The organism is Streptomyces maremycinicus, assembly GCF_001184025.1.
GTDB classification, from domain to species: Bacteria; Actinomycetota; Actinomycetes; order Streptomycetales; family Streptomycetaceae; genus Streptomyces; species Streptomyces maremycinicus.
Map to the genome: position 1 here is coordinate 1 of NZ_BBYG01000029.1, position 23,930 is coordinate 23,930.

The window sequence follows — 23,930 nt, forward strand, 5'->3', positions numbered from 1 at the left end:
AGGAGGGGAACGACGGGGGGCCTCTGTCAAAGACAATGTCGGCATGTCAGTGGCCGCTTCTACCGTTCTCAACGGTGATCGCACGCAAGTCTGAGCCGAGTCGTGAAGTCGGCGGGGTACGGACACGGCATCTAGACGTCCCGGATCTCCTTCGGCGTGACCGATACGGCGCCGGCGAACGTCGAACTAGGGTCTGTTGCGAAAGTGGATCTTGAATTGCGATGATCACGGTGTGGCGCGAGGGGATCTGACGGACCGGCAGTGGGCTCAGTTGGAGCCGTTGCTGCCGGTGGGGAGGAAGGCGGGTAGGCCGCGGACGTGGACACGTCGGCAGTTGATCGACGGGATACGGTGGCGGACCCGCGCGGGCACCCCCTGGCGGGACGTCCCGGAGCGGTACGGCCCGTGGGACCGGATCTACGATCTGTTCCGGCGGTGGCAGCGCGACGGCACCTGGAAGCGGATCCTGGAGCAACTGCAGGTCCGGGCCGACGCGCAGGGTCTGATCACCTGGGACGTGAGCGTGGATTCGACTGTCTGCCGTGCCCATCAGCACGCTGCCGGCGCGCGTAAAAAGGGGATTTGCAGCGCGAGCCGCCCGGCGGGATCGACACCGAGCCGGACGACCATGGCCTCGGACGCTCCCGAGGCGGCCTGAGCACGAAGATCCATCTCGTGACCGAGCAGGGGCAAAAGCCGCTGTCGCTGCTGATCACTGCCGGGCACCGGCACGACAGCCCTCAGTTCCAGCCCGTCCTCGAACGTATCCGCGTCCCCCGCACCGGTCCCGGACGACCGCGCACCAAACCGTCCAGGGTTCGTGCCGACAAAGCCTACGGCTCTCGCGCGAACCGCTCCTACCTGCGCAGACGCAGGATCGGATGCACCATCCCGGAGAAGGCCGACCAGGTCCGCAACCGCAGGAAGCTCGGCTCCCGAGGCGGCCGGCCGCCAGCCGCACGAAGCTGTGGGGGCGGAGGGGGGACTACGCGGTCGGCGCTCAGGGGCAGCCAGTTCGGCCAGTCGTCGGCGCGGACGATGTCCGCGGGCTGGCCGAGTGCTTCGGCGATGCAGATCTGGGGTTCCTCGTTGGGCTGATGCCGCGTTGCCATTTGTTGCGGTCGCTCGTGCATTCGACGCTCAGGGCGCCAGGGGTGTGCTGAGGGCGATGGCCCGGTGGGCGTGGTGGAAGAGGTCGGCCACTCTGGGGGCGCGGTGCCAGGGCGCCATGGCCCGTACGACGCCGGTGAGGTACTCGGTCGCGCGGGCGGAGCGCACTTCGCTGAGGATGCGGACGGCGCGATGGCCATCCGCTACGGCGCGGTCGAGGTCGCCCCGCTGGAGGTGGGCCGTTGCCACGACGGTCATGCGCAGGCCGACGGACCGGGTGAAGTCGCTGGCAGACATTGGCGCCGCCCGCTTGTTCCACCGGAGTGCGGCATCGGGCAAGTTCAGGTCGCGGTGGATCTCGACTGCGTCGGCGGCCATCCGCGCCGGTGTGTAGTACCTGATCCACGTCGGCTCATCGCCGGGGGCTGTGTCGGCACGCTCCAGTAGCCGTTCCGAGGCGGTGAGCGCGGTGGCGGCGGAGCGTTTGTCGCCGAGCCGGGCATGCGCGCGGGATTCGATGAGCTTGGCGAAGGCAAGAACCCGGGGAGCCGCGCTGCGGCGTCCGCGGTCGTAGGCGCCCTGTGCCATGTCCACGGCTTCGTCGGGGTAGCCGCGCAGGGTGGTCTGGAGGGCCAGATTGGTCATCACGTGGATGCCCACGTTGATGCTGCCTCCGGCTTTGGCCATGCGCAGGGCTTGTACGAAGTGGCGCTGGGCGAGGTCGTGGTGGCCCATGTCGAGCGCGCTCCATCCGGCGATGCGGGCGAGTTCGGCAGTGCCGGCGTAGAGCTCCTTGCCGACGGCGTCGGTGTAGTCGCCGTGCAGGAGTGGGATGGCATGCTCGCGCAGGATGCGGGTGACTTTGGAGGCTGCACGGGTGCCGCCGCCGAATTTTGAGTCCGAACGCTGGGCGTGGGCAGCGGCTGCCCACAGGTCGTCCAGGTCGTGCTGGCCGACGCGGCGGGCGCCGGGGTGGGCGGCGTCCGGGTCGGTGGGGACGGCGAGCCACCGGGTGATCGGTGTGCTGTAGGCGCTGACGGCGAAGCCGCTTGAGGTGGCGAGGAACTGACGGCGGTGCACGGTGCTCCAGAATCGAGTGGCGGTACGGACGGCTTCTTGGGTGTCCCGAGGGAAGTCCAGCCCCACCTGGCCGGGCTTTCCCCAGACCTCAGGCATGCCTATCTCGGCCGGGCTGACTGGGCGTCCTAGCCGGTCGGCCAGTACCTGGGCGATGAACTCGGGAACCGGGGGCTTGGGGATCATTCCGCGGACTATCCAGTTCGCGACGCTGGTGTGGGTGTAGGAGCACGTGTGCCCGGCCCGCTGCGCCTTGGCGTTGACGAGCTGGGCGAGTTCGTTGCGGCTGAGCTGGGATGCATCGCTCAACTCGGCGAGAGCCGGGTTGGCGGGTTCGTCCGGGTGCTGGCTGAGCGCCATAGCAGACGCCTCCTAAGGGCCAAGGCCATGCCGGATGCGTCGCCGAGCAGGCCAGTTAGGACTACCGAAGGTAGTGGCCTGCGTACTGAGGCGGACGTGGTTTTACGTTTGTGGGCCCCCTCGTGAGCCTGCCCGGCTCTCGCCTCCCGAAGGTTTCATGCATTTATCGCAACCACGTTCGACGAATGAATGCAGAGGTGAGGCGCCATGACGAACGCTCCGGCGCGCACAGGGCGTTGGCGGCAAGACCAACTGGGCGCGACGTTCGACAGGAAGGCCGTGACCGGTACCGGCTTACCGCACAGGACACGCAGCACCTCCATGCCGTCTGCCGGTCAGCCACAGTGGAGGCAGCCATGAAGCTGCTCGTCACCGGCGGAGCCGGCTTCATCGGCTCACACTTTGTCAAAGGCATGCTCAACGCCGAGGACGTCGAGCGGGTCACCGTCATGGACGCCCTCACCTATGCGGGTGACCGGGCGAACCTCGGGGAAGCCTTCCTCAGCCCGAAACTCGCGTTCGTCCTCGGTGACATCTGCGACCGCGGCCTGGTCGACACGCTCATGGCCGGTCATGACGCCGTGGTTCACTTCGCCGCCGAGTCGCACGTCGACCGGTCCTTCCAAACGGCGGCCCGGTTCATGACCACGAACGTCCTCGGTACCCAGACTCTCGCTGACGCGGCCATGCGGCATGGCATCGAGCGCTTCGTGCACGTTTCGACGGACGAGGTGTACGGACCGCTCACAGAAGGTGCGGCCACCGAGGAGTACCCGCTGCGCCCGACCGTGCCCTACGCCTCGTCCAAAGCGGCCAGCGATCTCATGGCGCTCAGCTACTGGCACACCTACGGCGCGCCGGTCTGCGTCACCCGGTCCTCGAACAACTACGGACCCCGCCAGCACCCTGAGAAGATCATCCCGCTGTTCCTCACGAAGTTGCTGCGCGGGGGGAAGGTCACTCTCCATGACCGCGGCCAGCACATGCGGAACTGGCTGCACGTCGCCGACAACTGTGCCGGCATCGAACTCGTGCTGCGCCAGGGCGGACCGGGCGAGATCTACAACCTCGGCGGCGGCACCGACATGACGAGCAGAGAGCTGACCGGTGAGCTGCTGCGGATCTGCGGCGCCGGCTGGGACCAGGTCACCTACATCCCCGACCGGCTCTCCAACGATCTGCGCTACGCCATGGACTGGGGCAAGATCGCCGCCCTCGGCTACCGGCCCACCCGCGACTTCCGTGCCGGACTGGAAGAGACCGCCGCCTGGTACCGCGCCAACCCCGACCAGTGGGCACCGATGTCCAACAGCCTGCCTGCCGCCATGCCGGACACCCGAAGCGCCCGCCCGGTCCTGGAGAGCCACCATGCCCACTGACCAGAGCGCCCGGTACCGGATCCTCGTGACCGGTGTCGGTGCCAATCCCGGTATCAGCCTGACCCGCAGCCTTACGCGTCTCGGCCACCAGGTCGTCGCCGCCGACTCCAACCCGCTCGCCCCCGGATTCTTCCTGCCCGGCGTCGTCGCCCAGGCCATCCCCCGCGCCGACGATCCCGGCTACGGCAGCATCATGCGTGGGCTATGCCGTGACCTGAGGGTGGACGCGATCGTGCCCGGCATCGAAAACGACCTGCCGCCTCTGCTCAACCTGCAACCGCTCTTGAAGACCGACGGCGTGCGCCTGTGGCTGCCCGACGCCGACTCAGTGCATGACTGCATCGACAAATTCCGCTTCCACCGGCTGCTGACCGAGCGCGGCATCCCGACACCACGCACCTGGCAGCCCGCAGACATCGACCAGATCCCCGACGGCACGGACCTGATAGTCAAACCGTCCAGGGGCCACGGCGCTCAGCACTTCCACCCCGTGGCGACGCGCGAAGACCTGCCGCTGCTGTGCAACCTGGTCCCCGAGGCCCTCATCCAGGAACGCCTGTACGGCGCCGAGTTCACTGCGGACTGCCTGATCGACCGCGAGGAGCGGGCCTCCGTCATCCTGCGCCGCCGGAACCTGGTGAAACACGGACTGTCCGCGGTCTCCACCACGTTCGACGACGACGCCGTACGCGGCAGAGTTGTGGACACGCTCCGCGCCGTGCGCGCGGCCGGTCTGTGCTGCGTCCAGGGATTCATCGCCGACGACGCCCAGGTCACGATCACCGAGCTGAACGTGCGGGCCGCGGGAGGATTCGCGCTCACCGAGGCCGCCGGCGCCGATCTCGTCGCCCAGATGGTACGCGGCCTGTTCAATCTGCCAGTCGACCACGACCGCCTCACCTACCGGCCCGGCATGTTTCTGGCCAGTGCCACGGAAACCCTTCACGTCGGCGACGCGAACGAACTCGGCCACCTCCTCGCTCCGAAGGGAACTGCGACATGACGACCGCCGCGACGCCCGACTACTCACGCAACGCCTCCCCCTACCTGTACGGCGACGAAGCCGCCGCCGTCACCCGTGTGCTGGAGAGCGGCCAGTACGGGCACACCGGCATCACCGAACAGTTCGAATGCGGCATCGCCGCCTTTCTCGGCGTCGGTGACGTCGTCGCCGTCGCCTCCGGTACCGCGGCCCTGCACACGGCGCTGCTCGCGGCCGACATCGGCCCCGGGCACGAGGTCATCGTGCCGTCCATGACGTTCTGCGCGACCGTTCAGGCGGTCCTCGCCGCCGGCGCCACGCCCAGGTTCGTCGACATCGAACCGGCCACCCTGTGCGTGAGCCACCAACTCGTCATGGACGCCGTCACCGGCCGGACGCGCGCGGTCATCCCGGTCCACTTCGGCGGCCGCGCCGTCGATCTCTCCCTCATACGTGAGGAACTGGCCGCCCGGAACATCGTCGTCATCGAGGACGCCGCGCACTCCTTCGGCTCCCGCCTCGGAGAGGGCCGCGTCGGCGCAAGCGGAGACCTGACCTGCTTCAGCTTCGGTCCGATCAAGAACCTCACCTGTGGTCAGGGCGGCGCCATCGTCCCCCGCACCCGGACCGAAGCGGACACGATCCGCCGGATCAGACTGCTCGGCATCGTCCAGTCTCAGGCCGAACGCGCCCAGACCACCGGCTACTCCGTGACCGGCTTCGGCCTGGGCTACCAGATGTCCGGCATCAACGCGGCCATCGGCCTGGCCCAGCTAGCGCACTTCGAGCAGGCCGAGGCCACCCGCCGCGCCCTGTGGCACGCCTACCGGAACGCCTTCGCCCCGCTGAACCACCGTGTGACCCTCATCGACGTCGACCCCGAGCGCAGTGTGCCGCACCTCTGCCAGGTCCGCGTGCCCGCCCGCGACACAGTGTTCACGCAGTTGAAGGCCCGGGGCATCGGCGTCGGCGTCCACTACCCGCCCAACCACCTGCAGCCCGCGTTCGGCCGGTGGCGGCGCGACCTGCCCGCCACCGAGCACGTCGCCGGGGAAATCCTGACCCTGCCCTTCCACCAGCACTTGGCCGAGACCGACATCGACCACGTCGTCACTGCTCTTGGCGAAGTCCTCACGAGCGTCGGAACCGCATGATGCGCCGCGTCCTGATCGTCTGCCTCGGCAACTACTGCCGGTCGCCGTTCGCGGCGCTTGCCCTGGCCCACCGCGGCGGCACGGAGCTGGAGGTCCGCTCGGCCGGGCTGATCGGAAAGTGGGAAGGTGAACCCGCCCACATGGCGATGGTCAAAGCCGCCGGCCGGCTCGGCCTCGACCTCACCACCCACCGAGCACGCCAGATCACCCTGGAGATGATGGCCTGGGCCGACACCATCGTGGCGATGGACACCCACGTGCGAGATGTCCTCATCGACGTGTGCGGCGAGAGTAACCAGTCCAAGCTCGCCCTCTACCTGCGCGATCGGGACGTCCCCGACCCGATGGGCCAGGCCCAAGAGGCGTTCAACGAGTGCGCCGTGCTCATCTCGGCCGGGACGGCACTGCACATCGGCTGAAGCCGCTCAGCCGGACGCAGCGGCGCCCAAGACCTCGTCGATGAGTCTGTCGGCCGCGTCCGGACGGCCGTGTGCACGGGCCCGCTCCGACATCGCCTGCCGCAGGTGGGCATTGGCCAGGAGCGGGCCCAACACCTCCCGCACCCGGGCCCCCGTCACCTCGCCCTCGAGCGCGACCGCGGCCCCGGCCTCCTGCAGATGGCGCGCGTTATGCGCCTGCTCGTTGCCCGCCGCCGACGCCAGCGGCACGAACACCGCCGGCTTGCCCAGCGCCGTCAGCTCCGCCAGCGTCCCCGCACCGCTGCGCGAGATCACCACATCGGCCAGCGCAAGCACGTCCGGCAGCTCCGCACCGACGTAGCCAGCCAGGTAGTACCGTCCGGCCAGCTCGCCCGGCAGCGCGGCCGCCCGCATCCGCAGGCCCTCCTCGTGAGCCGGGCCGCATTGGTGGACCACGTTCGCCTGTTGCAGCAGCCACGGCAGCACCTCGCCCACCAACTCGTTGATCTGCTGCGAGCCCTGCGCACCACCCGTGACGTATACAGTCGGCAGCTGCTGGGCGAAGCCCCACAGGCCCAACGCTTCGACCGCCTTGGCCGGGTGCCCGGACAAGATCTGCGGCCGCACTGGGTTGCCCGTCACCACGGCGATCTGGCGTGCCGCCTCCGACAGCAATGACAGCGTCGACTCCGAGGACACACAGATCCGGGCAGCCGCCGAGGCTAGCTTCCTGTTCGCCAGCCCGAGACGCACTGTCTGCTCGTGCAGCACCAGCGGACGGCGGCAGATCCGCGCCGCCAGCCCGGCCGGCACCGCAACATAGCCGCCTGTCGCCAGCACCACGTCCGGCTGGAACTGCTCGATCGCCCTGCGTGCCTGAAGGACACCGAGCGGCACCTGCGCCATATCCCGCACGTTCGCCGGGGACACGAGTTTCAGCGGGTTCTTGGAGCGTCGGATCTTGCCCGTCACCACGCTGACGAACGGAATACCCTCGGCCGGCGCCACACGCGCCTCCAGGCCCTCAGCCGTCCCGATCCACAGAACATCAAGCGACCGCCCCTCAGCCGCGAGCCTCGCTCGCAAAGTGCCCACCGCAGTGAGAGCGGGATAGGTGTGTCCTCCCGTTCCGCCGCCCGTGACGACGAGACGGAATGAGTCGCTGTTCATCGGGACTGCTCCAAGACTCGGCGGAGATCAGACGAGCCGTCACAGTAGCGCTTCCCGCCCAAGTGGGACTGATACAGCAGCGGGCCGTGCGAGCGGGTCAGTGTCTCGTGGGCTGCCGTACGTGTCGTCCGTATCTGCGCAGCGGGTCGGGCCAAAGCCTGGCATCCGGAGCAGGCCGCAGCCTAGAGCGGCAAATCCGCTCCACGGGCAGCTCGTGCGAAGAGGATGGAGCGCGCCTGCAGTCCCACCCTGCCACGAAGCAGGGAAGACGAAGTGCGCCGCTGAAGGCATGCTCCGCGGCCCCTTCCCGGTCGTACTGCCCGCGCCTTTGTGGCGAAGTCCGGCCTTGGCGTGCACGCCGCCGGGAGGAGGGTCATGGCGCGACGCCTACGTCCCCTGACCGCCCCGCGCGCCGCTTGAGTTCCCTGCGTTAGCGCCGCGGTTCGGGGAGTTTCCCGGGCTTGACGGTCACGATCTCCACGCCGGTGCAGCCGGCAGTCTCAAGCGCGGCCTTCTGCTGCTGGGCGCTGGGCTCGTCACAGGCGACGGCGGAGCCGCGGGGCATGCTGTCGGTGTCGGTCCAAGTGAGTCCGAAGTTCTGCATGGTGATCGCCATGGGTGAATCTTCGCTGGTGGCACTGACATCGCATACTTTCGGCCGTGATCTATCCCGCTGGCTGGATTGTGGTGCATGGTGTGCCGGTGGGATCCCGCTTCATCCCCGGGTGGATCCCTGGGCCCTGCCGTCCCGTGGGCGGCGAGGCCCGCCGCGCCTCCCGGCTCCCCACCGGGAGGCAGACGGCTGCCCGGGTTCAGCTGGTGCGGGTAGGGCGCCCCTCGTAGGCTCGTGTAGGTTCGCGCCGCTTGTGGCCAACAACGGCACTGTGACCTGGTGGTTATTGTGCGGTCTCACGGCTTGGCCAGTCGTCCGGTCTCACAGCCGTGGCCGAATCCTCGGAACAGCTACCGAGAGGCAAGGATATGACCTGCGGAGTCGGCCTCGGGGTCCTAGATGATCAATTCCAAGGGATGCCTGCGGAGGGTGTGGGATGAGCGGCGGCCGAAGCCACCGCTAGACGGTCAGGCGGCGGGCTGCCGGCCCTGGTTGTCGAGGTGGCAGAGGGCGGTCAGGCGTCAGGGTCGACTTCGGGGTGCGTGAACCGCACGGGCTTGCCCAGCGACCGGGCGTAGGCGATTTCGGCTCGGGTGCTGTCTCCGATGTAGTCGCCGACTACGAGCACCTCATCAGCGAGCCGGATCTTCGCCCGGTGCAGATCGTCGAGTCGAACCTTCAGCGCCTCGGCCTCGACAGGATCGGACCAAAGTTCGTGCGGCGACTTCATGTCACAGCCCGGTTTGACAACAATCTTTCCGGCTTTGGTCTCCCGCAGATCGGCCTCGTTCATCTCGGTCATGAAGCGGGTGGAGCCGCAGATCGCGACGATACGCGGGAGGCTCAACAGCTTCTTCGCGTCGGCGAGCTTCTCCTCGGGGGTGAGCAGTTGCGGGTATGACACTGGTTCCTCCTGGTGGTGTGGTCCAAGGGGTGCCTGGGGACGAGAACGAGGGTGTCACGTGGGCCGGCGGGCCGGGCGGCGGTGCATCGACCCCCGCCGCCCGGCCCGCCGGCCCACGTGTCCAAGCCCGGTTCGCACGATCTTCGCGTGCGACTACCTCGCCAGCCCCGACCTGCGTCGCGAGATCCACGGCGGGCTCCAGGTCGTGCAGAACTGGAACAGCGCCAACACCGTCCTGCACTACGGCAAGGACGGCGCGCTGACCGGCCCGGACAAGGAGCACGCCGAGACCTCGATGCTCGCCCTGCACCTGCTCCAGAGCAGTCTCGTGCACATCAACACCCTGCTGCTTCAGCAGGTCCTGGCCGAACCGGTCTGGGCATCGAGGCTGACGGATGAGGACCGGCGCGGCCTGACCGCGCTGTTCTGGTCGAACATCAACCCGTACGGCACCTTCCACCTCGACATGGACAAGCGCCTCGAACTCCCCCTGTCCGCAGTCCTGCCCGGCCCTCGCCGCGCGGCCGATGATGCAGCCCGTACGACCGGCTCGGCATCATGACGGCACTGACGAGACCCGTGAGCTCCTGACCGAGAACGAGGTGCACGACCTCCTGGGCGACGACGACCGCGACGCCGGATGGGACGAGGACGGCTCGTACGAGTGCAGCCGGTGAAGAACGTGCAGGTCATGGACTCGACGGTGCGCATGTCACTGTGCGGCGCCGAGCAGGGAAGCCGGACAAACTGTGATCCAGGCCGCCGTCACCGTGCGCGCTGGTCGATGAGTGCGGCCAAGCCGTCCAGGATCCGCTGCAGGCCGAAATCCCATGCCTGGTCCTGCCCGTCGGACTGGGCGGCTGAAGCGAGGGCCGCAGTGAGCGCGGGGAATCGCTCGCCGTGCGCCTGCATCAGATCGCCGAGGATGGCGCCCAACTGGGCTTCGGGGTTGCCTGCGGGGCCTGCCGCACGGGCCTGCTGGGTGATGCCGCGTACGTGCCCGACCAGCAGGACAGCCGTGTCCATCCGCTCGGCACCGCTCAAACCGGTGCCGTCCAGGGCGGACACGGCATGCTCCAGCCAGGACAGCTCTCCAGGCCCCATGATCCGCGGCCCGACAGTGGCGTCCAGCGCCCAGGAGTGCTGACGAAAGACCGTGAGCAGCTGGCGGGCCCATGCCTCCAGCTGCTCACGCCAGCCACCGCGCCGCGCCTTCGCCGCCGGGTAGGCGCCGATCGCGGCGTCCACCATTAGAGCGACCAGCTCGGCTTTGCCCGGCACGTACCGGTACAGCGCCATCTTGGTCACGCCCAGTTGCGCGGCGACCCGCTGCATGGACACATCGGCCAACCCCTCCGAGTCGGCGATCTCGATCCCGGCCCACGCGATGCGGTCCAGGTCGAGTGTCGGCCTGGGGCCTCGCGCGGGCTTGGGGTGCGGGCCCCACAGCAGCCGCACCACCTCGGCGTGCTCGCCACCCATGTCTGCTGCCCCTCCTGTCCTGCCTTGTCGAATCAACTGTGTCTACGGTACACAGTAAATATCGGTGTCCATGGGACACAGTTTTTCGAGCGGAGGCAACCCGTGAACAGGAACGTCCTCATCTCCGGCGCGAGCATCGCCGGCCCGACGCTGGCCTACTGGCTGGGACGCCACGGCTTCCAGCCCACCGTCGTCGAACTGGCCCCGGCCCTGAGCCAGGGCGGTCAGGCCGTCGACTTCCGCGGCGAAACGCATCTGACCGTGCTGGCACGCATGGGCCTGCTTCCCGAACTGCGCCGCATACAGACCGGCGGCACCCCGATGCGCTTTGTTGATGAACGCGGCCGCACGCTGCTGGACCTGCCGGCCCAGTTCGCCGGCGGTGAGATAGAGGTGCTTCGCGGAGACCTGGCCCGAGTGCTCTACGAGCACAGCCTCCCCCATGCCGAGTATATCTTCGACGACTCGATCGTCAGCCTCACCGAGACCTCCTCCGGTGTGCGGGCCGACTTCCAAAGCGGAATCTCGCGCGACTTCGACCTGGTCATTGGTGCGGACGGACTGCACTCCAACGTCCGTCGCCTCACCTTCGGACCGGAGGAGGACTACGTGAGCCACCTCGGCTACTACGCCGCGACGTGGCAGCTGCCCAACGACCTGGGAGTGGGAAAGGGTTCGGTCGGGTACAACGTGCCGGGGCGGCTGGCCTCCGTCGGCACCGACCACCGGGATCCGGCGCGGGCGGGGGCATTCTTCGTGTTCGCCGCGCCGGAGCTGTCGTACGACCGCCACGACCCCGAACAGCAGAAGCGTCTGATCGCAGGCGCGTTCTCCGGCCTCGGCTGGGAGGTACCCCGCCTGCTCGCCTCGCTGCACCAGGCCCCCGACCTCTACTTCGACTCGATCAGCCGGGCGGACGCGGATACCTGGTCCACCGGGCGCGTGTGCCTCGTCGGTGACGCCGCCTGCGGGGCCACCATCGGCGGCATGGGCACGGGAACCGCGGTGGTCGCCGCGTACGTGCTGGCTGGCGAACTCGCACTAGCCCAGGGCGATCACCGGGCAGCCTTCGCCCGCTACGAGAGCAGGCTCCGCAAATACGCCGAGGGCTGCCAGGCAGGCGGCGACCGCACCGGGAAGTTCCTCGCCCCCGCCACCGCCACCGGCATACGTCTCCGCAACACCCTGCTGTCCCGGCGCCTGTTCCTGAACGGCATGCTCAAGCTGGGCGAGAAAGTCAGCAGCACCGTGGCCCTGCCCGACTATCCAGCCGACCCCAGCCGCGTCAGCTGATGACTGACGCGGTCTTCGCTGAGGGGAGGCCCTGTAGTGGTGGGGGGCCAGCGGCTCTCATAAATGAGTAGTTCTGAGAGGCCACGGCCCCCGCCGGACCGTGTCCGGTTTGCCCCCGATCCTCGTTCTCGCATTCGCAAAACAGCTTTCGCACAATGGCCCCTGCGATAGCTTCTGCGACATGCCAGCCCTCGCCGAACCGGCCGCAGCCGTCGAACAGTTCGACTCCCCACCTGTTCCGTCCCCGCCGGAAGCACCTGCCGCACCCGCGGCGGCAAGGTCGCCCCGAAGTACCACACCCCGCGCTTCATGCTCGTCCCCCAACTCCGCGCCGAGCTCGAAGTCCGCACCCCCGCCGACCGCGGCCCCGGCCGCGCGTGGGAGGTGGGCCCGGCCATCGACGCCGCCGTCCTGGAGGCCGTGACGAAGCCCACGAGGGTGGGTTACGCCCGTTGCAGCACAGCTCAGCAAGAACTCCAAAGCCAGCTCGACGCCCTCCACGAGGCCGGGTGTGACCCGGTCTTCTCAGAGAAGATCAGCACCCGGATCAAGGTACTGCCGGAGTTCGTCAAAGCGATGGACTTCGCCCGCACCATCAAGAAGGCCGTCCCGCACCAGCGGGTGATCTTCACCGTGCACGAGATGAAGCGGCACGGCCGCGGCGCCGCCGAACTGCTGACCATCGCCGAGGACCTGCGTCACCACGACATCCAACTCGAACTCCTCACCGGCCCCCTCCAAGGGGTCTATGACCCGTCCGGGCACGGCGCCGCCCTGTTCGCGTTCTTCGCCGGCATGGCCGAGTCCGAGCGCGAGTACATCCGGGAGAAGTCCCTCGAAGGCCAGGCATCCGCCCGCGAGCGCGGCCGTCACGGTGGGCGGCCCAAGGTCGTCGACAACGACATGGCCGCTTACGCCCGCAGCCTGCGGGCCAACGGGGTCCCCGTACCGCAGATCGCGAGCAAGCTCGTCATCGCCTCGGGCAAGAACAAGGGCGAACACCCCTCGGTCGCCACCGTCTACCGCATCCTCGCCGAGGACGACGTCACCGACCCCACGGCCTGAGCATCACAGACAGCTACTTTGCCCCTGGGGGCAGAGATAGGAGTCCGGGGCCAAGTCAGCGGGCTCGGACGACTTCGATGACCGTGTCCGGGCAGCCGTCGAGGAGTTCGGTGAGCACGGCCTGTTCGGCAGGGTCCACGGCAAGCCCCCAGCGGATTTTCACGGCGGTCCAGTCGGTGGCGTACGTGCAGCGGTAGCCCTGGGCGGGTGGCTGCCAGGTGGCGGGGTCCTGGTCGGCCTTGGACCGGTTGCTGGTGGCGGAGACGGCGATGAGGGCGCGGGGGTCGTCGAGGTCGTTGGCGTAGGCCTGGCGTTCGGCCGGCGTCCATGCGGAGGCGCCGGAGTCCTAGGATTCGGCGAGCGGGACGAGGTGGTCGATGTCGAGGGCGCGGGCCTGGGTGAAGGCGGTGCCGTCGTAGGGCGAGTACCAGGTGCCGCCGCTCAGCGTGCAGTTGGCCCCCTGTTCGGGGGTGGTGAGGGCTTCCTCCAGGAGGACCTCGTTGCGGGTGCTGCAGCCGTCGCGGTCGGCGTCGATCCAGTGCCGGAACTTGGTGCGTTCGTAGCCGGTGCGGTCCTCGTCCTGCACGGTGAGCGCAGCCAGGGCGTCGCGGACCGGGAGGGTGATGGTGTCACCAGGTGCATGCCGGAGCGATGCCGGAGCGGGGGAGACAGCGTGGGCGGCGGGGGTGAGCAGGGCGGCGAGCGCAGACAGCGCGGCGGCCATCACGCCGGCGGTGCGGAGGTGGCGCACGGAGACGGGGTCCTCTCGAAGATCACAAACGGTTGGTGATCTTCGTAGTGGCCGCGTCGACGTCGTGACGGCTGTTCGGCTCAGGATTCACCCGGGCGGTGGGCAAGTCACACGATCACATGAGATCGGCAGCGAACACCTCGAGCGCTTCGCATGGTGCGGCACGCTCGTGTCGGCCGTACGGCCGCTGTCGAGACGCGTATGGGGTGGCGAGGTGCAGGGAGACAGGACGCTCGAGGCGCTCAGGGCAGTCCGGGCGGCAGCAAAAGAGGCCGAGCACGGCTGGGTACTGGACACCGCGGCCCCGTCGCCGCAGCACAGTGCGCGTGCTCTGGCAGGGGAGGGGCTGGTGGAGACGGCCGACCGGGAGACGCGTGCTGAGCTGTCGGCGTGGGAAGGCCGTCCGGTGCGCTGGGCGGTCCGCTTGTCGTCAATTGGGCACGACCTGCTCGCCTACGCCGGGGTCCGGCCGGCTCCGACGCCCCTGGGGCCGGGGCCGGGGGAGCAGTTGGTGGAGCTGACTCCGTCGCAGATGACAGCGCTGCGGCTGTTCGTCGGCCGGGCCGGCGAGCTGAAGTCACCGCCCGCGACAGGCCTTGCCGAGCAAGTCCGTACGGCCGTGTACGACCGAGGCGCAAGACGGTGGCAGCTGCGTCTGACGCAGGAGCAGATGGAGTCGGCGGCGTACGGATTCTGGTTGCATCGGCTGACCGGATCCGCGGCGGAGGCCAACCGCTTCGGCCGCGATTACAAAGTCCTGTTCATCCCGGAGCCGAGGAACAGCGGATCAGCTGCCCTCCCGTGACGTTGCAGGTAACGTGCCTTCGGGCCTGCTGGGAGCGCGCACTGCTTCGTCAACCGGTTCACGTACCGCGCCGCCTTGCCGTCGCCGGAGGGCATAGCGTGCGCGGCATGCGCTTCCGCTGGGACTGGCTCGGGCCTGTGCTGTCCGTGCCGTACGTGCCGACCCTCGGACCGGTCCACCCGGGCGGCCCGCTCGCTGACATCTTCGCCGCCGTGGTGGAGACCGCCGGGACGGGCCGCTTCCTCCCGCACGACAAAGACAGGCGGTGGGCCGACCGCAAGGCGGAGCAGATCCTCGCCGATGCCGTCGAGCACGAACAGCGGCGAACGCTCGTGCCGACGCTCACCGGACAAGGTGCCGGCGCGGTGCAGGTCTACGTCTACGGGGACGGTGCGGCTGTGGCCGTCGATCTTGCGCGGGAGCTGGCCGCCGCCCATGGTGCGGTGAGGGCGCGCGTCGTGTGCTTCCTCGGGCCGAACCAGCCTGGGGTGTCTGCCGGGGGTGGTACCCGCGTCCAGCTACGGGAGTTCGCTGACGGTCCCGGGCTGCCCCCGGCGGTCCCGGTCCACGAGTACAAGCAGCTGGTCGACGGGGCCGGGTTCGGAGAGTTCGCCGACGCCATGGCGGGGGACGGGTTCGCGTTCCTGTACGGACGGATGCGGGCCGGGGCGGTCGGGCCTGTGCTGACCGTGCTGCATCACGGCCGCGTGGCCGGTGCCATCGGTCCGATGGAGATCATGGCCGACGCCGCCGGTGCGGCGCGCCTGTTGCCCCAGTACTTCGGCGTCCTGCCGCAGCACCGCGGGCGCGGGTACGGGCGGGCCCTCTGGCGCGCAGCGATGCACTGGGGACACCGGCACGGCGCCGCCTACCAGCTTCTCCAGACCGAGGTCGGCGGGGCATCGGACCGGTTGTGCGCGGCGGAGGGCCTGGTGCCGCTCGGAGTCGTCCATCAAGCGGAGGTCTCGGTCGGCCCGCGCCTCGTCCTCCCGGCTGCCGGGAGCTCCGGGGGAGCCTGTCCCGCCGAACGCTGAGACAACCGGTACGCCCCGAACCGCTATGAGCCGCGCGGAAGATTTCAGTGCCCAGGGCGCAGCCTCGACCGATGGAGTCTTCCCTGCTGCCCCACAGGGAGGCCGGCCCAGCCAAGTCGGGCAGCAGGGGTGTCGGCCGGACGTGGACCGGTGGGACACGGCGGTAACGGCGGAGAGGGTGTCGGAGGCGAGCGCTATGGTGCGTGGCCGTGGACGCTACTGATCTTGAATGCCGGGCCCGGACGCGGTCCGGGTGCATCCCGCCGGAGCTGGTCTCGCGGCTGCTCGAGCGCGGCCACGTCGACGTGGTGGAGCTGCACGCCGGACGCGGGGAGTGGTTCTGCGCGCTGGCGTGGGCGCGGTCGCTGGGTGAGCAGGGCCGGCAGGCGGACGCGTTGGAGGTGCTCGGCCCGTATCTGGCGACCGGCTGGTGGACGGCCGTCGCAGCCGCGGCCGCGCTGCTGGAGGGCTGGGGCCGCGCCGAGGAGGCGATCGAGTTGACGCGGGTCCGCATGGAGGCCGGACATCCGATGGCGCTGGAGTTCTACGCGCGCCTGCTCGCGCGGCACGGCCGCGCCGAGGAGGCGTTCACCCTGCTGCGCCGGCATATCGGCGATCTGCCCCTCGGCACACTGGTCGACGTCGCGGGCGCAGCCGGCCGCGACGAGGAAGCCGCCGCGCTGGTTGCCGCCCGGACCGAACACCGGTGCACTGACTTCCCGTGGTGCTGCAAAGGCCTCGATCGCGACACGGCATTCGGGTACCTGGCCACGATCCGCGAGCGCCAGGGCCGTACCGACGAGGCGATCGCCCTGCTGCGCGCCAGCAGCACCAGCCTGCTCAACAACCGTGAGCAGCTGGCCGCGTTCCTGGCACGGCACGGCCGGCTCGACGAGCTTCGGGCAATGGCGGCGACTGACGACTCAGGGAGCGCAGTACAGCACCTCGCGCGGTTGCTGGAGGAGGCCGGCGACGTGAAGGGGGCGATCGCGGCATACCGGCAGGCCGGCAGTGCGGTGGCCGGGAATTCCCATTCGGCTTTCGAGCTCGCGCAGCTCCTGGCCCGGCACGGCCGGGGAAGCGAAGCGATCGACGTAATGCGGGTCCAGGCAGACATCTACAACGGGCACGACTGGGTCCTCCATACGCTGGCCGAGCTGTGCCTCGACCAGGGCCGCCCCGAGGAAGGCCTGGCACACCTCGACACCCTCGCCGCCGCCCGCGGGGGCGAGGAGGAGTGGGACCTGTACTGGATACGGCTGCCGCTGATCGCCGCCTGCGACGGCGTTGACGAAGCGGTCGCACAGGCCCGCTCCCACCCCGAGGACGCCACCCGGTACGCGGCGCCGCACATCGCCGAGCTCCTCGCCGGCGCCGGACGTACCGAGGAAGCCGTCGCCGTCCTGGAACAGCACTCCTCCTCGAACTGTCATGACCTGGCCGGGTATCTCATCGACCTCTGTCGCGTCGAGGACGCAATGGCCATCCTCCTGCCGCCTGCCCCCCGCCCGCCCACATGGGCGGGCGGCCGCTGGCACGACGAGCCCCCGTTCTGAGAGTCAGCCCGCTGCCCGGCGGCGCCGTTTCGCACCCGGCCGACCTGAGCGGGATGTCCTCGGCGCCAGCTCCGCGAGGATTTCGCGCTGGCCGGCCTCGGCCTGACCCGGAGGATCGGCAGCTGATCCGGTAAGCGGTTGTCAGTGCTCTGGGCTACGGTCGCGGAGGTCCCTGGCGGACCGCTCCGCTCCCGCCTGGCCTCCAACAGCGGCCGGGCGGGAGCGGGTGACGCTCGCTCCCCAGTTCTCGGCACGGGAGCGGGCCCTTCCCCCATGCCTGGACCCGACTTCGCACGCCGGATCAGCACCCTGCTCGCATCAGCCGCCAACCGGCCTGACGTATACACCAGCCTCCCCGCACGACCATCACCCCGCACACGCCCCCGGCCCAACTCAAGCCAGCCCACACCGCCCTCCTCCGCCGGCAAGGCCGCCGAAGAGGTGAACCCGCAGCTGGGTGAAACCGCCACACGGTCACGGTGACGTCATCGAGCGCGGTACCCCATGGATCTGTCCAGAGACCGGCGTGGGCCCGGGGCAGGAGCTGGACACAACGGACGGCCTCCTGCCGTCTCCTGCCTGGAGCCGGTTCGTTGTCCGGGGTGGTGTGCCGGCCAAGGGAGGGCTCAACCGGGGAATGAGGAGGGACACTGTGGCACCTCCTCTTGGTCTGTCGCTGGACGAGGCGTAGCCGCAGGTCGCCGCGATGTGGTTGCAGGAGCGCAACGGGGGGCTAACCCCGGCGAAGGCGACGCCGAAGATGCAGGTCGCCGTCTGGTGGTGATGCGCGGCCGGGCATGAATGGGAGGAGCACGTCTCGAACCGAACGGCCCTGCCAAAGTGGAAGTGCCGCGATGTCGCGGCCTGCCGTGAGTGCGTCGGCTACAAGGTCTCCTACTCCTATTCGGACTGCGGGCATACTGCGATGGTCACGCCGGAGGCCGCGGCGAAGAAGCGGGGACGCTGCTAGAAGTGTTCCCAGGAGTGGTGGCAGGCCAACGAGAAGCGCCTGAAGAAGGCGCTGTCCACCGCGGCTAAGGCTGCCGCCGGGCGCGCGGCAACGCTGCTGGACGCCGTATCCGTTCCCGCTGGCGTTCCGGCACCGCTGGTCACCGAGTGGCGGTGGTGGGCGGCCAAGCACCTTCAGGGGGCCATCGCCGCCGAGGAAAAGATGGGCAGGAAACGCCGGACAGGTGAGGTTCTGGCCCAGGTCGCCGAGACGGCCGCCCGGCTGCTGCCCCCGAAGGAGGAGGCCGGGCATGCGGCGGCCAACGGCGGGGTGCTGCGGCTCCTGGACCAGGCGCACTGGGCGGAAGGCTGGCTCCACCAGCTCACCGGCCGCTGCCCGCAGGGTGGACAAGGACGCCCTGCAGAACACGGCCTGGCTCTTGGGCGAGATCCTCGCCGACTGGTCGCAGCCCGCCGCCGAGGCCGTCGCCGCCGGCCGCGCCAAAGGACACGGGCCGCCCGCCACCGTCGAAGTCACCCGGGTCGGTCCTGACCCGGGTGGTGCTCTCCTTCAAGGATGAGCTGGTGCGCGACAGCCCGCTGGCGCGACCTGCAACTGGGCATGTCCGAGACGGCGGGACGCTGGATCTCCGGCCCCCCCCCCTGGGCCGCCTGCGCCAGTTCGCCACCAGCCACGCCCGCCTGTGTCTGGGCAGCAGCCCCAGCCTCCGCTACCGCTCCAACTGTGCCGCCGACACCGTGAAGGCCGAGTGCGGGATGCCCGCGTCGATCTGCTGTGGTGAGACGGTGGGGCGGGTCGTCGCCGCTCCCCCCAGGTTTCTGGGATGGGATGTACCGCTCGGCGGCAGCAGTCTTTGTCTCGCGGGCGACGGCAGTCAGCCGGCGCCCGCGACGAAGCACCGGGGCACCGACAACCAGGGAGAGAGAAGATGTCCATACGCATGAGAACCGTGGGCCTGCTGACCGCGGGCGCCGCCGGGCTGGCGGCGACGCTGGGAGCGGCCCCGTCGGCCTCCGCCGCCCCGCCCGTGGCGGAGACGAGCGCCGCGACGACCTCCACGTGGCGGAACGTCGCCCTGACGGGGACGTTCACCATCCGCGACGACGAGGGCATCTTCTCCGCCGGTACGTACTGCAACGGCAGCGTCGCCTCCGAAGGTTGGGTGAACGAGGTCAGGTCGCCGTCACTGTGGTGGGAGACCACGTGCGGCGGCGAGATCCGGCTGGAGAAGCATGTGTCCGCCCAGACGGACGCCTCCGGCGGCGTCATGATCTATGTGACGCTGCGGCTGTACGAGGGCACGAACGACACCAACACCGACCTCGACGCGGAGTTGGACTTCAACCGCTACGTCCCGGCCGGGCAGATCTCTACGCTCAGTGAGATCACTCTGCGCAGCGGCGAGAACGGCGGCAAGGACTGGGCGAAGCTCAACCTCACCCTGCACAACAACCGCTGACGGCAAGCCTGGGCGGATCACCTGGTCCACCGGCCGGTCCGCCGTCGTTCCCGGTTCCTCCGGGCGCGGCAACCGGAGCCCTGGCTCCCACCTGCGCGAACAGCGCCCGGCGACGACACCGGGCGCTAGCCTAGGGCCATGAAGCGCAACGGGGGAGATTTACGCGCGGGTCGCGTCACGGACGCGGCGTTACGGGCGGCGCGGTCGGCGCGGACCGTGGAGGAGTTCTTCGAGAAGGTCAAACGGGCCACGCGCCCGGCGCTGCGGTTCGACATCTGCGCCGGTGTGACCGTGGACCCGCAGACCCTGATGAACACCGGCGGCGATTACCGCGACGCACTGCCGCCGTCCATGATGCCGCGCATGCTCGACATCGAATACCGGGAGGGCGACGCCAACGACCTGTCCCAGCTGGCGACCAGGGCGACGCCCGTGGGCCTGCTGAGCCGCGAGACGGGCGGCTGTCTCGAACGCAGCCCGCGCTACCGGGACATCATGCGGCCACTGGGGTTCCGGGACGAACTGCGGGTGCTGCTGCGTGACCGGCACGGAGCATGGGGCGCGCTGATCATGGGGCGCGTGCGAGACGCGCCCGCCTTCGCCCCGTCGGACCTGGCCGTGGCGGCCTCGCTCGCTGAGCCGCTCGGCTCCGTACTGCGCCGGTTGCACCTGACCCGGCTCGCCGAGGCCGGCGCGTCGGCGGCGGCACCGGGTCTGGTACTGCTGGACGGGGAGTACCGGGTGGTGCACCGCACCCCTACCGTGGACATGTGGTTCGACGACCTGGCCGGCGACCCGGCCGACGCCGCGCGACCGTCCGCGGATGATCGGTTGCCTCCTGCCGTCTACGCCGTGGCGGCCACAGTCCGAGCGGCGGACGCGCCGGGGACTCACACCTCCTGGATGCACAGCCGTGCGCACGGTTGCGTGCGGTTGCACGCCTGGTGTCTCGGCCGTTCCGACACGACGGGGGCCCGCACCGCCGTCGTCGTCGAGAAGGCGGGCTCCGGCGAGCATTTCGGGCTAATCGCCGCGGCCTACGGGCTGACACCGCGCGAGAGGGACGTCACCGGGCTAGTCCTGCGCGGCCTCTCCACCGCGGACATCGCACGCCGCGCCGGGCTGTCCCCGCACACGGTCCAGGACCACCTGAAGTCGGTATTCGACAAGACCGGCCTGCACAGCCGGCGCGAGCTGGTGGCCGGCGTCTTCGCCCGCCACTACCTGTGACGCACGCGCAACGCGTCAGCCGTACGACCGCGTCACCGACGACGGCGGCGTCCGCGTCACCGCCGATGGCACGGGCCTTGCGGTCGGGCACGCCGGCCACAGCGACGATCCTGCGCTGGAGACCCGGTTGACCGAGATCTGGTGCGGGAACCACCCGCCGACCGGCGCCTACTGTTCAACTACTTCGGCATAGGACTGGCTGTCGTCAAGGCCTTGTCGCGCCGCCAAACGGCAGAGTACGGCGCGACGGTGCCCGCTGGGTGCAACGCTCGAGGCGCTCCGGGCGGTGTGGGCGTACCAAGAGAAGGCCGAACACGGCTGGGTGCTGGATGCTGCGGCGCCGTTCCAGCGACGCGCACGCTCTCTGGCAGGGGAGGGGGGACCGTGGAGACCGCCGACTGGGAGACGCGTGCGGAGTGTCGGCATGGGAGGGTTGCCCGATGCGCTGGGCGGCCCGCTTGTCGGCGACCGGGCACGACCTGCTCGCCTACGCCGGGGTCCGGCCGGCTCCGACGTCCCAGGGGCCGGGGCCGGGGGAGCGGCTGGTGGAGCTGGCGCCGCATCGACCAGGGCGCCATCCGCCGTCTCCAGCGATCCCGCAGCGGAGCCGTCCGCCGGAAGCTGGAGCAGCGCACCGACCGCGTCGCCGACATCGCCCGAGCAGAGGCGCCCGGCTCGATGGGCCCCTACATCCGCAGCCACGCCGAGGAGGCGCCCGGAGAGCTCCAGGGCGTCATCGTCTGCGACCACCCAAAGGTGCGGTTCGTCCTCGACGGCACCCGCCCCACATCATCCGGCCCAGGCGCGCGCGGGCGCTGCGCTTCGAGGTCGGCGGCGAGGTGGTGTTCGCGCAGAAGGTTCAGCACCCGGGCAACGGGCCGAACGACTTCCTTGCCCGCGCGCTGCGCCTCGGCCGGTAGAGGCCGCTGCCACCCGCTCATAGGGCGGGCGGCCCTGCGGGGTGCAGCGTCTCCCTGGCTGCATGGATGAAAGCGTTGATGGAGCTCTGAAATGTGGGCACCTCCACAGGCGCCGGCTCGGACGGCTGGCAGAGCCTGGCCAGCATTCCGCCTGGCAGCTGGCACCTGCGGAACAGATCATCCAGCTCCCGCAGTATCTCCTCCGAGCTGTCTTCCATGGCGGGAGTACCAATGGTGGGCCAGAAGCGCTGCGCGACGGGTATCAACTCCCAGATGCGCGTGACCTCTCGCTGGTGCGTGCGAGCACGGGCAGTGATCTCGTGCATTACGGCCATCTGGCGCGCGTATATCTCATCCGTCATCCCCAGTAGCCTGGCGCTCTGTTGAAGGGTTGCGGCTGCTTCGGCAACCTCGTCGGGACCTTCCAGTCGTACGACCCACGCCCTGTGCGACATGTCCGTCTCCAAAGCCTTCATTGCGGTCACAACGGCCTGGGTCTCCGCCTCCCCAGAGGCGGCGGCGAAGTCGTCACGGGCGCGATCGGTGTAGCTGAGAACCGCTTGGAGGAAGGCTGCGTAAGAGTCTCGCTGAACGCCTCGCCGCCACTGTAGGTGGTCGTTCTGGCCCTGTGCTCGCACGGCATCGAGTGCTGCCTGGTAGCCCGCATCTGCGGCACGTAGCGCCCCCCGCAGCGCCATACGGCTGCCGACGAATGTCGTCACCACGGCGACGGCTGCGACACCAGAAGCAGCCAACGAACCGATTCCCTGGAGATCCATAGGTCACATGATCCCTGCCCGGAACGTCTACGGGACCCGGTGTTCTACTGTTCTACTCTTCCGTTTCGCCGCTGGTTTTGGGCCGGGCGACCGCGCGGAAGACGAGGACACGACCCGTGGCACGTAAGAAGATCACGCTCAACACAGAGCCTCACGTCGTCGAGATCGGCCACACCGAGCTCCAGTTACTGCCTGGGTGATGGGCAATGAGTTCGTCAATAGTTGTCGCCGACAGCGCCAGCTGTCTCCACGGCCCCGGCGCATCGGGGGCAGGCCGTCAAAACTGCTCGGGCATGGCGTCCTGCAAGTACCAGCCGTGAACAGCCATGCACTCTTTCGTCCACTCCAGCAGCAGGTGCGCGCCCTCTTTGATGCGGCTCCCGTCATGGCCGCCTCCGTCGGCGAACCACTGGACGAGAAGGCCGGCCGCCGGGCGGTCGGGATCGCCGGTGTTGCACGCCGGGCACAGCTCCAGGTGGATCGGCCGCCCGTGTTCGTCGTCCTGCGGTGCCACCCCACTCATGGTGAGGTCGCCGCGGCAGCGTGAACACTGCGGCAGCCGCCCGGACAGCCTGAGCATCTCCATGGCCAGCCCCCTTGCTCTGAACGTGCGACACACATGCGCCGTGCCGCCTTGGAAGGCGCTGGTGATCTGGACGGCTCCGCGTCCCGGGCTGTGCTTACCTGCGCGCGAAGCGAGGGGCGTGGACTCAGGGGGCCTACATGTGCCGTATCGACAGGGTCAGGCCCCCGGGCAGAGCGGTCAGGTGTGGCTGCGTGCGGGCTTGGGATTTCGGCGGCTGGGCGACGTATTGACGTAGTGCGGTCGCCTTCGCGGTAGGCGCTCTGGCCTCGATCATGGCGTTGCTGAGTCTACCGTGAGTGAGTCGGTCTCATACCCGTTGCACCTGCCGGGACAACGCGAGAGAGCTTTCGAACCCGCATAATCTTCGACCTCTTACTGACCACCAGCAAGTTCGATCACGGATACCGTGAGTCGCCGCGGTTCGCGACGTAGATGCGGTTGCTGTGGGGTTCGAAGACCAGTTCCTGTGGTTGGGAGCCGACGGAGATCCTGACAGTCACGCTGGCGGAGATGGGATCGATCACCCTAACCAGGCCATCGGGGTGGGTGACGTAAACGAGACTGTGGGAATCAACCGCCACACCGGTCGGGCCACGCCGACGTCGATAGTGGCCACGCCGCTATTCGCCAAATCGATCACCGAGTTCGTTTTGAAGCCGGAGTTGGCAACATAGACGCGCCGCTTCTGGGCGTCGATCGCAATACCCCTGGGTTGCCGTCCGACGGGGATGCTGCCAATGACCCCGTGGGTCGAGATATCGATCACCGATACCTTATTGTGATTGAGGCGCGTGATGAAGATCGGTGCCTGATTGAACACGGCGTTCATCGG

The 23,930-nt window shown here is 69.2% G+C and carries 24 protein-coding genes and 1 pseudogene; 16 read left to right on the forward strand and 9 right to left on the reverse strand.

The window, feature by feature from the left end; genetic code table 11:
• Positions 1-289: 289 nt before the first annotated feature.
• Both AOQ37_RS42245 and AOQ37_RS42250 read left to right on the forward strand, forming a co-directional pair.
• Complete coding sequence (locus AOQ37_RS42245; protein ID WP_374701578.1) at positions 290-658, forward strand: transposase; 369 nt, start codon at positions 290-292, stop codon at positions 656-658.
• A 17-nt stretch (positions 659-675) separates the two neighbouring features.
• The gene (locus AOQ37_RS42250; protein ID WP_374701577.1) at positions 676-1,098 is read left to right on the forward strand and encodes a transposase; all 423 of its coding nucleotides are present in this window, start codon (positions 676-678) and stop codon (positions 1,096-1,098) included.
• Between the two features lie 42 nt (positions 1,099-1,140).
• Here AOQ37_RS42250 and AOQ37_RS37195 read toward each other — a convergent pair whose 3' ends face one another.
• Positions 1,141-2,547, reverse strand: a complete 1,407-nt coding sequence (locus AOQ37_RS37195; protein ID WP_062651481.1) for an NsdA family TPR-like regulatory protein — start codon at positions 2,545-2,547, stop codon at positions 1,141-1,143.
• 356 nt (positions 2,548-2,903) lie between these two features.
• Here AOQ37_RS37195 and AOQ37_RS37200 point away from each other — a divergent pair, with 356 nt between their 5' ends.
• From AOQ37_RS37200 to AOQ37_RS37215, 4 genes are read left to right on the forward strand one after another with little or no spacing between them, the layout of a single operon-like run.
• Positions 2,904-3,926 (forward strand): dTDP-glucose 4,6-dehydratase, encoded by a 1,023-nt coding sequence (locus tag AOQ37_RS37200; RefSeq protein ID WP_062651484.1) that lies wholly within the window; start codon positions 2,904-2,906, stop codon positions 3,924-3,926.
• Complete coding sequence (locus tag AOQ37_RS37205; protein WP_062651486.1) at positions 3,916-4,929, forward strand: ATP-grasp domain-containing protein; 1,014 nt, start codon at positions 3,916-3,918, stop codon at positions 4,927-4,929. Before AOQ37_RS37200 ends, AOQ37_RS37205 begins: the two co-directional genes overlap by 11 nt.
• A complete protein-coding gene (locus tag AOQ37_RS37210) occupies positions 4,926-6,062 on the forward strand; it encodes a DegT/DnrJ/EryC1/StrS family aminotransferase (RefSeq protein ID WP_062651488.1) in 1,137 nt (378 codons plus the stop codon). The genes AOQ37_RS37205 and AOQ37_RS37210 overlap by 4 nt, the downstream gene beginning before the upstream one ends.
• Complete coding sequence (locus tag AOQ37_RS37215) at positions 6,059-6,481, forward strand: arsenate reductase/protein-tyrosine-phosphatase family protein (RefSeq protein WP_063781236.1); 423 nt, start codon at positions 6,059-6,061, stop codon at positions 6,479-6,481. Before AOQ37_RS37210 ends, AOQ37_RS37215 begins: the two co-directional genes overlap by 4 nt.
• A gap of 6 nt (positions 6,482-6,487) precedes the next feature.
• Here the strand turns inward: AOQ37_RS37215 and AOQ37_RS37220 are convergent, their stop codons facing one another.
• From AOQ37_RS37220 to AOQ37_RS37230, 3 genes are all read right to left on the reverse strand, one after another.
• Positions 6,488-7,651, reverse strand: a complete 1,164-nt coding sequence (locus tag AOQ37_RS37220) for a UDP-N-acetylglucosamine--N-acetylmuramyl-(pentapeptide) pyrophosphoryl-undecaprenol N-acetylglucosamine transferase (protein ID WP_062651492.1) — start codon at positions 7,649-7,651, stop codon at positions 6,488-6,490.
• Between the two features lie 430 nt (positions 7,652-8,081).
• Positions 8,082-8,267 carry a DUF8636 domain-containing protein gene (locus AOQ37_RS37225; protein WP_062651494.1) on the reverse strand — a complete coding sequence of 62 codons (186 nt, stop codon included), beginning with the start codon at positions 8,265-8,267 and terminating at the stop codon, positions 8,082-8,084.
• A gap of 511 nt (positions 8,268-8,778) precedes the next feature.
• Positions 8,779-9,168, reverse strand: coding sequence for a hypothetical protein (locus AOQ37_RS37230; RefSeq protein WP_062651496.1), 390 nt, complete (start codon positions 9,166-9,168; stop codon positions 8,779-8,781).
• Between the two features lie 58 nt (positions 9,169-9,226).
• Between AOQ37_RS37230 and AOQ37_RS37235 the strand changes: the two genes are divergently transcribed.
• Positions 9,227-9,730 carry a Tn3 family transposase gene (locus AOQ37_RS37235; protein ID WP_234437140.1) on the forward strand — a complete coding sequence of 168 codons (504 nt, stop codon included), beginning with the start codon at positions 9,227-9,229 and terminating at the stop codon, positions 9,728-9,730.
• Positions 9,731-9,933: 203 nt separating this feature from the next.
• Here AOQ37_RS37235 and AOQ37_RS37240 read toward each other — a convergent pair whose 3' ends face one another.
• The gene (locus tag AOQ37_RS37240; RefSeq protein WP_062651498.1) at positions 9,934-10,650 is read right to left on the reverse strand and encodes a TetR/AcrR family transcriptional regulator; all 717 of its coding nucleotides are present in this window, start codon (positions 10,648-10,650) and stop codon (positions 9,934-9,936) included.
• A gap of 102 nt (positions 10,651-10,752) precedes the next feature.
• Between AOQ37_RS37240 and AOQ37_RS37245 the strand changes: the two genes are divergently transcribed.
• Together AOQ37_RS37245 and AOQ37_RS37250 are read left to right on the forward strand one after the other, a co-directional pair.
• Positions 10,753-11,943, forward strand: a complete 1,191-nt coding sequence (locus tag AOQ37_RS37245; protein ID WP_062651500.1) for an FAD-dependent monooxygenase — start codon at positions 10,753-10,755, stop codon at positions 11,941-11,943.
• A gap of 174 nt (positions 11,944-12,117) precedes the next feature.
• Positions 12,118-13,008: a recombinase family protein gene (locus tag AOQ37_RS37250; RefSeq protein ID WP_445407669.1), complete on the forward strand. Its 891-nt coding sequence runs from the start codon at positions 12,118-12,120 to the stop codon at positions 13,006-13,008.
• A gap of 55 nt (positions 13,009-13,063) precedes the next feature.
• On the opposite strand, the pseudogene AOQ37_RS37255 reads toward AOQ37_RS37250, so the two are convergent.
• Positions 13,064-13,732 (reverse strand): annotated as a pseudogene (locus tag AOQ37_RS37255) (HNH endonuclease family protein).
• A gap of 91 nt (positions 13,733-13,823) precedes the next feature.
• Here AOQ37_RS37255 and AOQ37_RS41650 point away from each other — a divergent pair.
• The 7 genes from AOQ37_RS41650 to AOQ37_RS42315 all read left to right on the forward strand — a co-directional run bounded on the left by AOQ37_RS41650 (position 13,824) and on the right by AOQ37_RS42315 (position 21,733).
• On the forward strand, positions 13,824-14,564 hold the full coding sequence (locus AOQ37_RS41650; protein WP_234437141.1) for a DUF6417 family protein: 741 nt from the start codon (positions 13,824-13,826) through the stop codon (positions 14,562-14,564).
• Positions 14,565-14,671: 107 nt separating this feature from the next.
• On the forward strand, positions 14,672-15,598 hold the full coding sequence (locus AOQ37_RS37265; protein ID WP_063781237.1) for a GNAT family N-acetyltransferase: 927 nt from the start codon (positions 14,672-14,674) through the stop codon (positions 15,596-15,598).
• Positions 15,599-15,807: 209 nt separating this feature from the next.
• On the forward strand, positions 15,808-17,154 hold the full coding sequence (locus AOQ37_RS37270) for a tetratricopeptide repeat protein (protein ID WP_062651562.1): 1,347 nt from the start codon (positions 15,808-15,810) through the stop codon (positions 17,152-17,154).
• Positions 17,155-18,413: 1,259 nt separating this feature from the next.
• Positions 18,414-18,683, forward strand: a complete 270-nt coding sequence (locus tag AOQ37_RS41925; protein ID WP_159401434.1) for a hypothetical protein — start codon at positions 18,414-18,416, stop codon at positions 18,681-18,683.
• Between the two features lie 369 nt (positions 18,684-19,052).
• Positions 19,053-19,583, forward strand: coding sequence for a hypothetical protein (locus tag AOQ37_RS37275; protein WP_159401435.1), 531 nt, complete (start codon positions 19,053-19,055; stop codon positions 19,581-19,583).
• A 138-nt stretch (positions 19,584-19,721) separates the two neighbouring features.
• Complete coding sequence (locus tag AOQ37_RS37280) at positions 19,722-20,813, forward strand: helix-turn-helix transcriptional regulator (RefSeq protein ID WP_078890574.1); 1,092 nt, start codon at positions 19,722-19,724, stop codon at positions 20,811-20,813.
• A 440-nt stretch (positions 20,814-21,253) separates the two neighbouring features.
• Positions 21,254-21,733 (forward strand): DUF6417 family protein, encoded by a 480-nt coding sequence (locus AOQ37_RS42315; RefSeq protein WP_078890575.1) that lies wholly within the window; start codon positions 21,254-21,256, stop codon positions 21,731-21,733.
• A gap of 17 nt (positions 21,734-21,750) precedes the next feature.
• Here AOQ37_RS42315 and AOQ37_RS37290 read toward each other — a convergent pair whose 3' ends face one another.
• From AOQ37_RS37290 to AOQ37_RS37300, 3 genes are all read right to left on the reverse strand, one after another.
• Positions 21,751-22,512: a hypothetical protein gene (locus tag AOQ37_RS37290; RefSeq protein ID WP_062651510.1), complete on the reverse strand. Its 762-nt coding sequence runs from the start codon at positions 22,510-22,512 to the stop codon at positions 21,751-21,753.
• Positions 22,513-22,789: 277 nt separating this feature from the next.
• Positions 22,790-23,098, reverse strand: coding sequence for a DUF6300 family protein (locus AOQ37_RS37295; RefSeq protein ID WP_062651513.1), 309 nt, complete (start codon positions 23,096-23,098; stop codon positions 22,790-22,792).
• Positions 23,099-23,618: 520 nt separating this feature from the next.
• Complete coding sequence (locus AOQ37_RS37300; RefSeq protein WP_159401436.1) at positions 23,619-23,918, reverse strand: YncE family protein; 300 nt, start codon at positions 23,916-23,918, stop codon at positions 23,619-23,621.
• Between the last annotated feature and the right edge of the window lie 12 nt (positions 23,919-23,930).

Bases quoted from the DNA above. Each gene is read 5' to 3' on its own strand.
- AOQ37_RS37195 (WP_062651481.1), bottom strand. From the start codon at position 2,547: ATGGCGCTCAGCCAGCACCCGGACGAACCCGCCAACCCGGCTCTCGCC.
- AOQ37_RS37200 (WP_062651484.1), top strand. From the start codon at position 2,904: ATGAAGCTGCTCGTCACCGGCGGAGCCGGCTTCATCGGCTCACACTTT.
- AOQ37_RS37205 (WP_062651486.1), top strand. From the start codon at position 3,916: ATGCCCACTGACCAGAGCGCCCGGTACCGGATCCTCGTGACCGGTGTC.
- AOQ37_RS37210 (WP_062651488.1), top strand. From the start codon at position 4,926: ATGACGACCGCCGCGACGCCCGACTACTCACGCAACGCCTCCCCCTAC.
- AOQ37_RS37215 (WP_063781236.1), top strand. From the start codon at position 6,059: ATGATGCGCCGCGTCCTGATCGTCTGCCTCGGCAACTACTGCCGGTCG.
- AOQ37_RS37220 (WP_062651492.1), bottom strand. From the start codon at position 7,651: ATGAACAGCGACTCATTCCGTCTCGTCGTCACGGGCGGCGGAACGGGA.
- AOQ37_RS37225 (WP_062651494.1), bottom strand. From the start codon at position 8,267: ATGGCGATCACCATGCAGAACTTCGGACTCACTTGGACCGACACCGAC.
- AOQ37_RS37240 (WP_062651498.1), bottom strand. From the start codon at position 10,650: ATGGGTGGCGAGCACGCCGAGGTGGTGCGGCTGCTGTGGGGCCCGCAC.
- AOQ37_RS37265 (WP_063781237.1), top strand. From the start codon at position 14,672: ATGCGCTTCCGCTGGGACTGGCTCGGGCCTGTGCTGTCCGTGCCGTAC.
- AOQ37_RS41925 (WP_159401434.1), top strand. From the start codon at position 18,414: ATGCGGCGGCCAACGGCGGGGTGCTGCGGCTCCTGGACCAGGCGCACT.
- AOQ37_RS37275 (WP_159401435.1), top strand. From the start codon at position 19,053: ATGTCCATACGCATGAGAACCGTGGGCCTGCTGACCGCGGGCGCCGCC.
- AOQ37_RS37280 (WP_078890574.1), top strand. From the start codon at position 19,722: ATGAAGCGCAACGGGGGAGATTTACGCGCGGGTCGCGTCACGGACGCG.
- AOQ37_RS42315 (WP_078890575.1), top strand. From the start codon at position 21,254: ATGCGCTGGGCGGCCCGCTTGTCGGCGACCGGGCACGACCTGCTCGCC.
- AOQ37_RS37290 (WP_062651510.1), bottom strand. From the start codon at position 22,512: ATGGATCTCCAGGGAATCGGTTCGTTGGCTGCTTCTGGTGTCGCAGCC.
- AOQ37_RS37295 (WP_062651513.1), bottom strand. From the start codon at position 23,098: ATGGAGATGCTCAGGCTGTCCGGGCGGCTGCCGCAGTGTTCACGCTGC.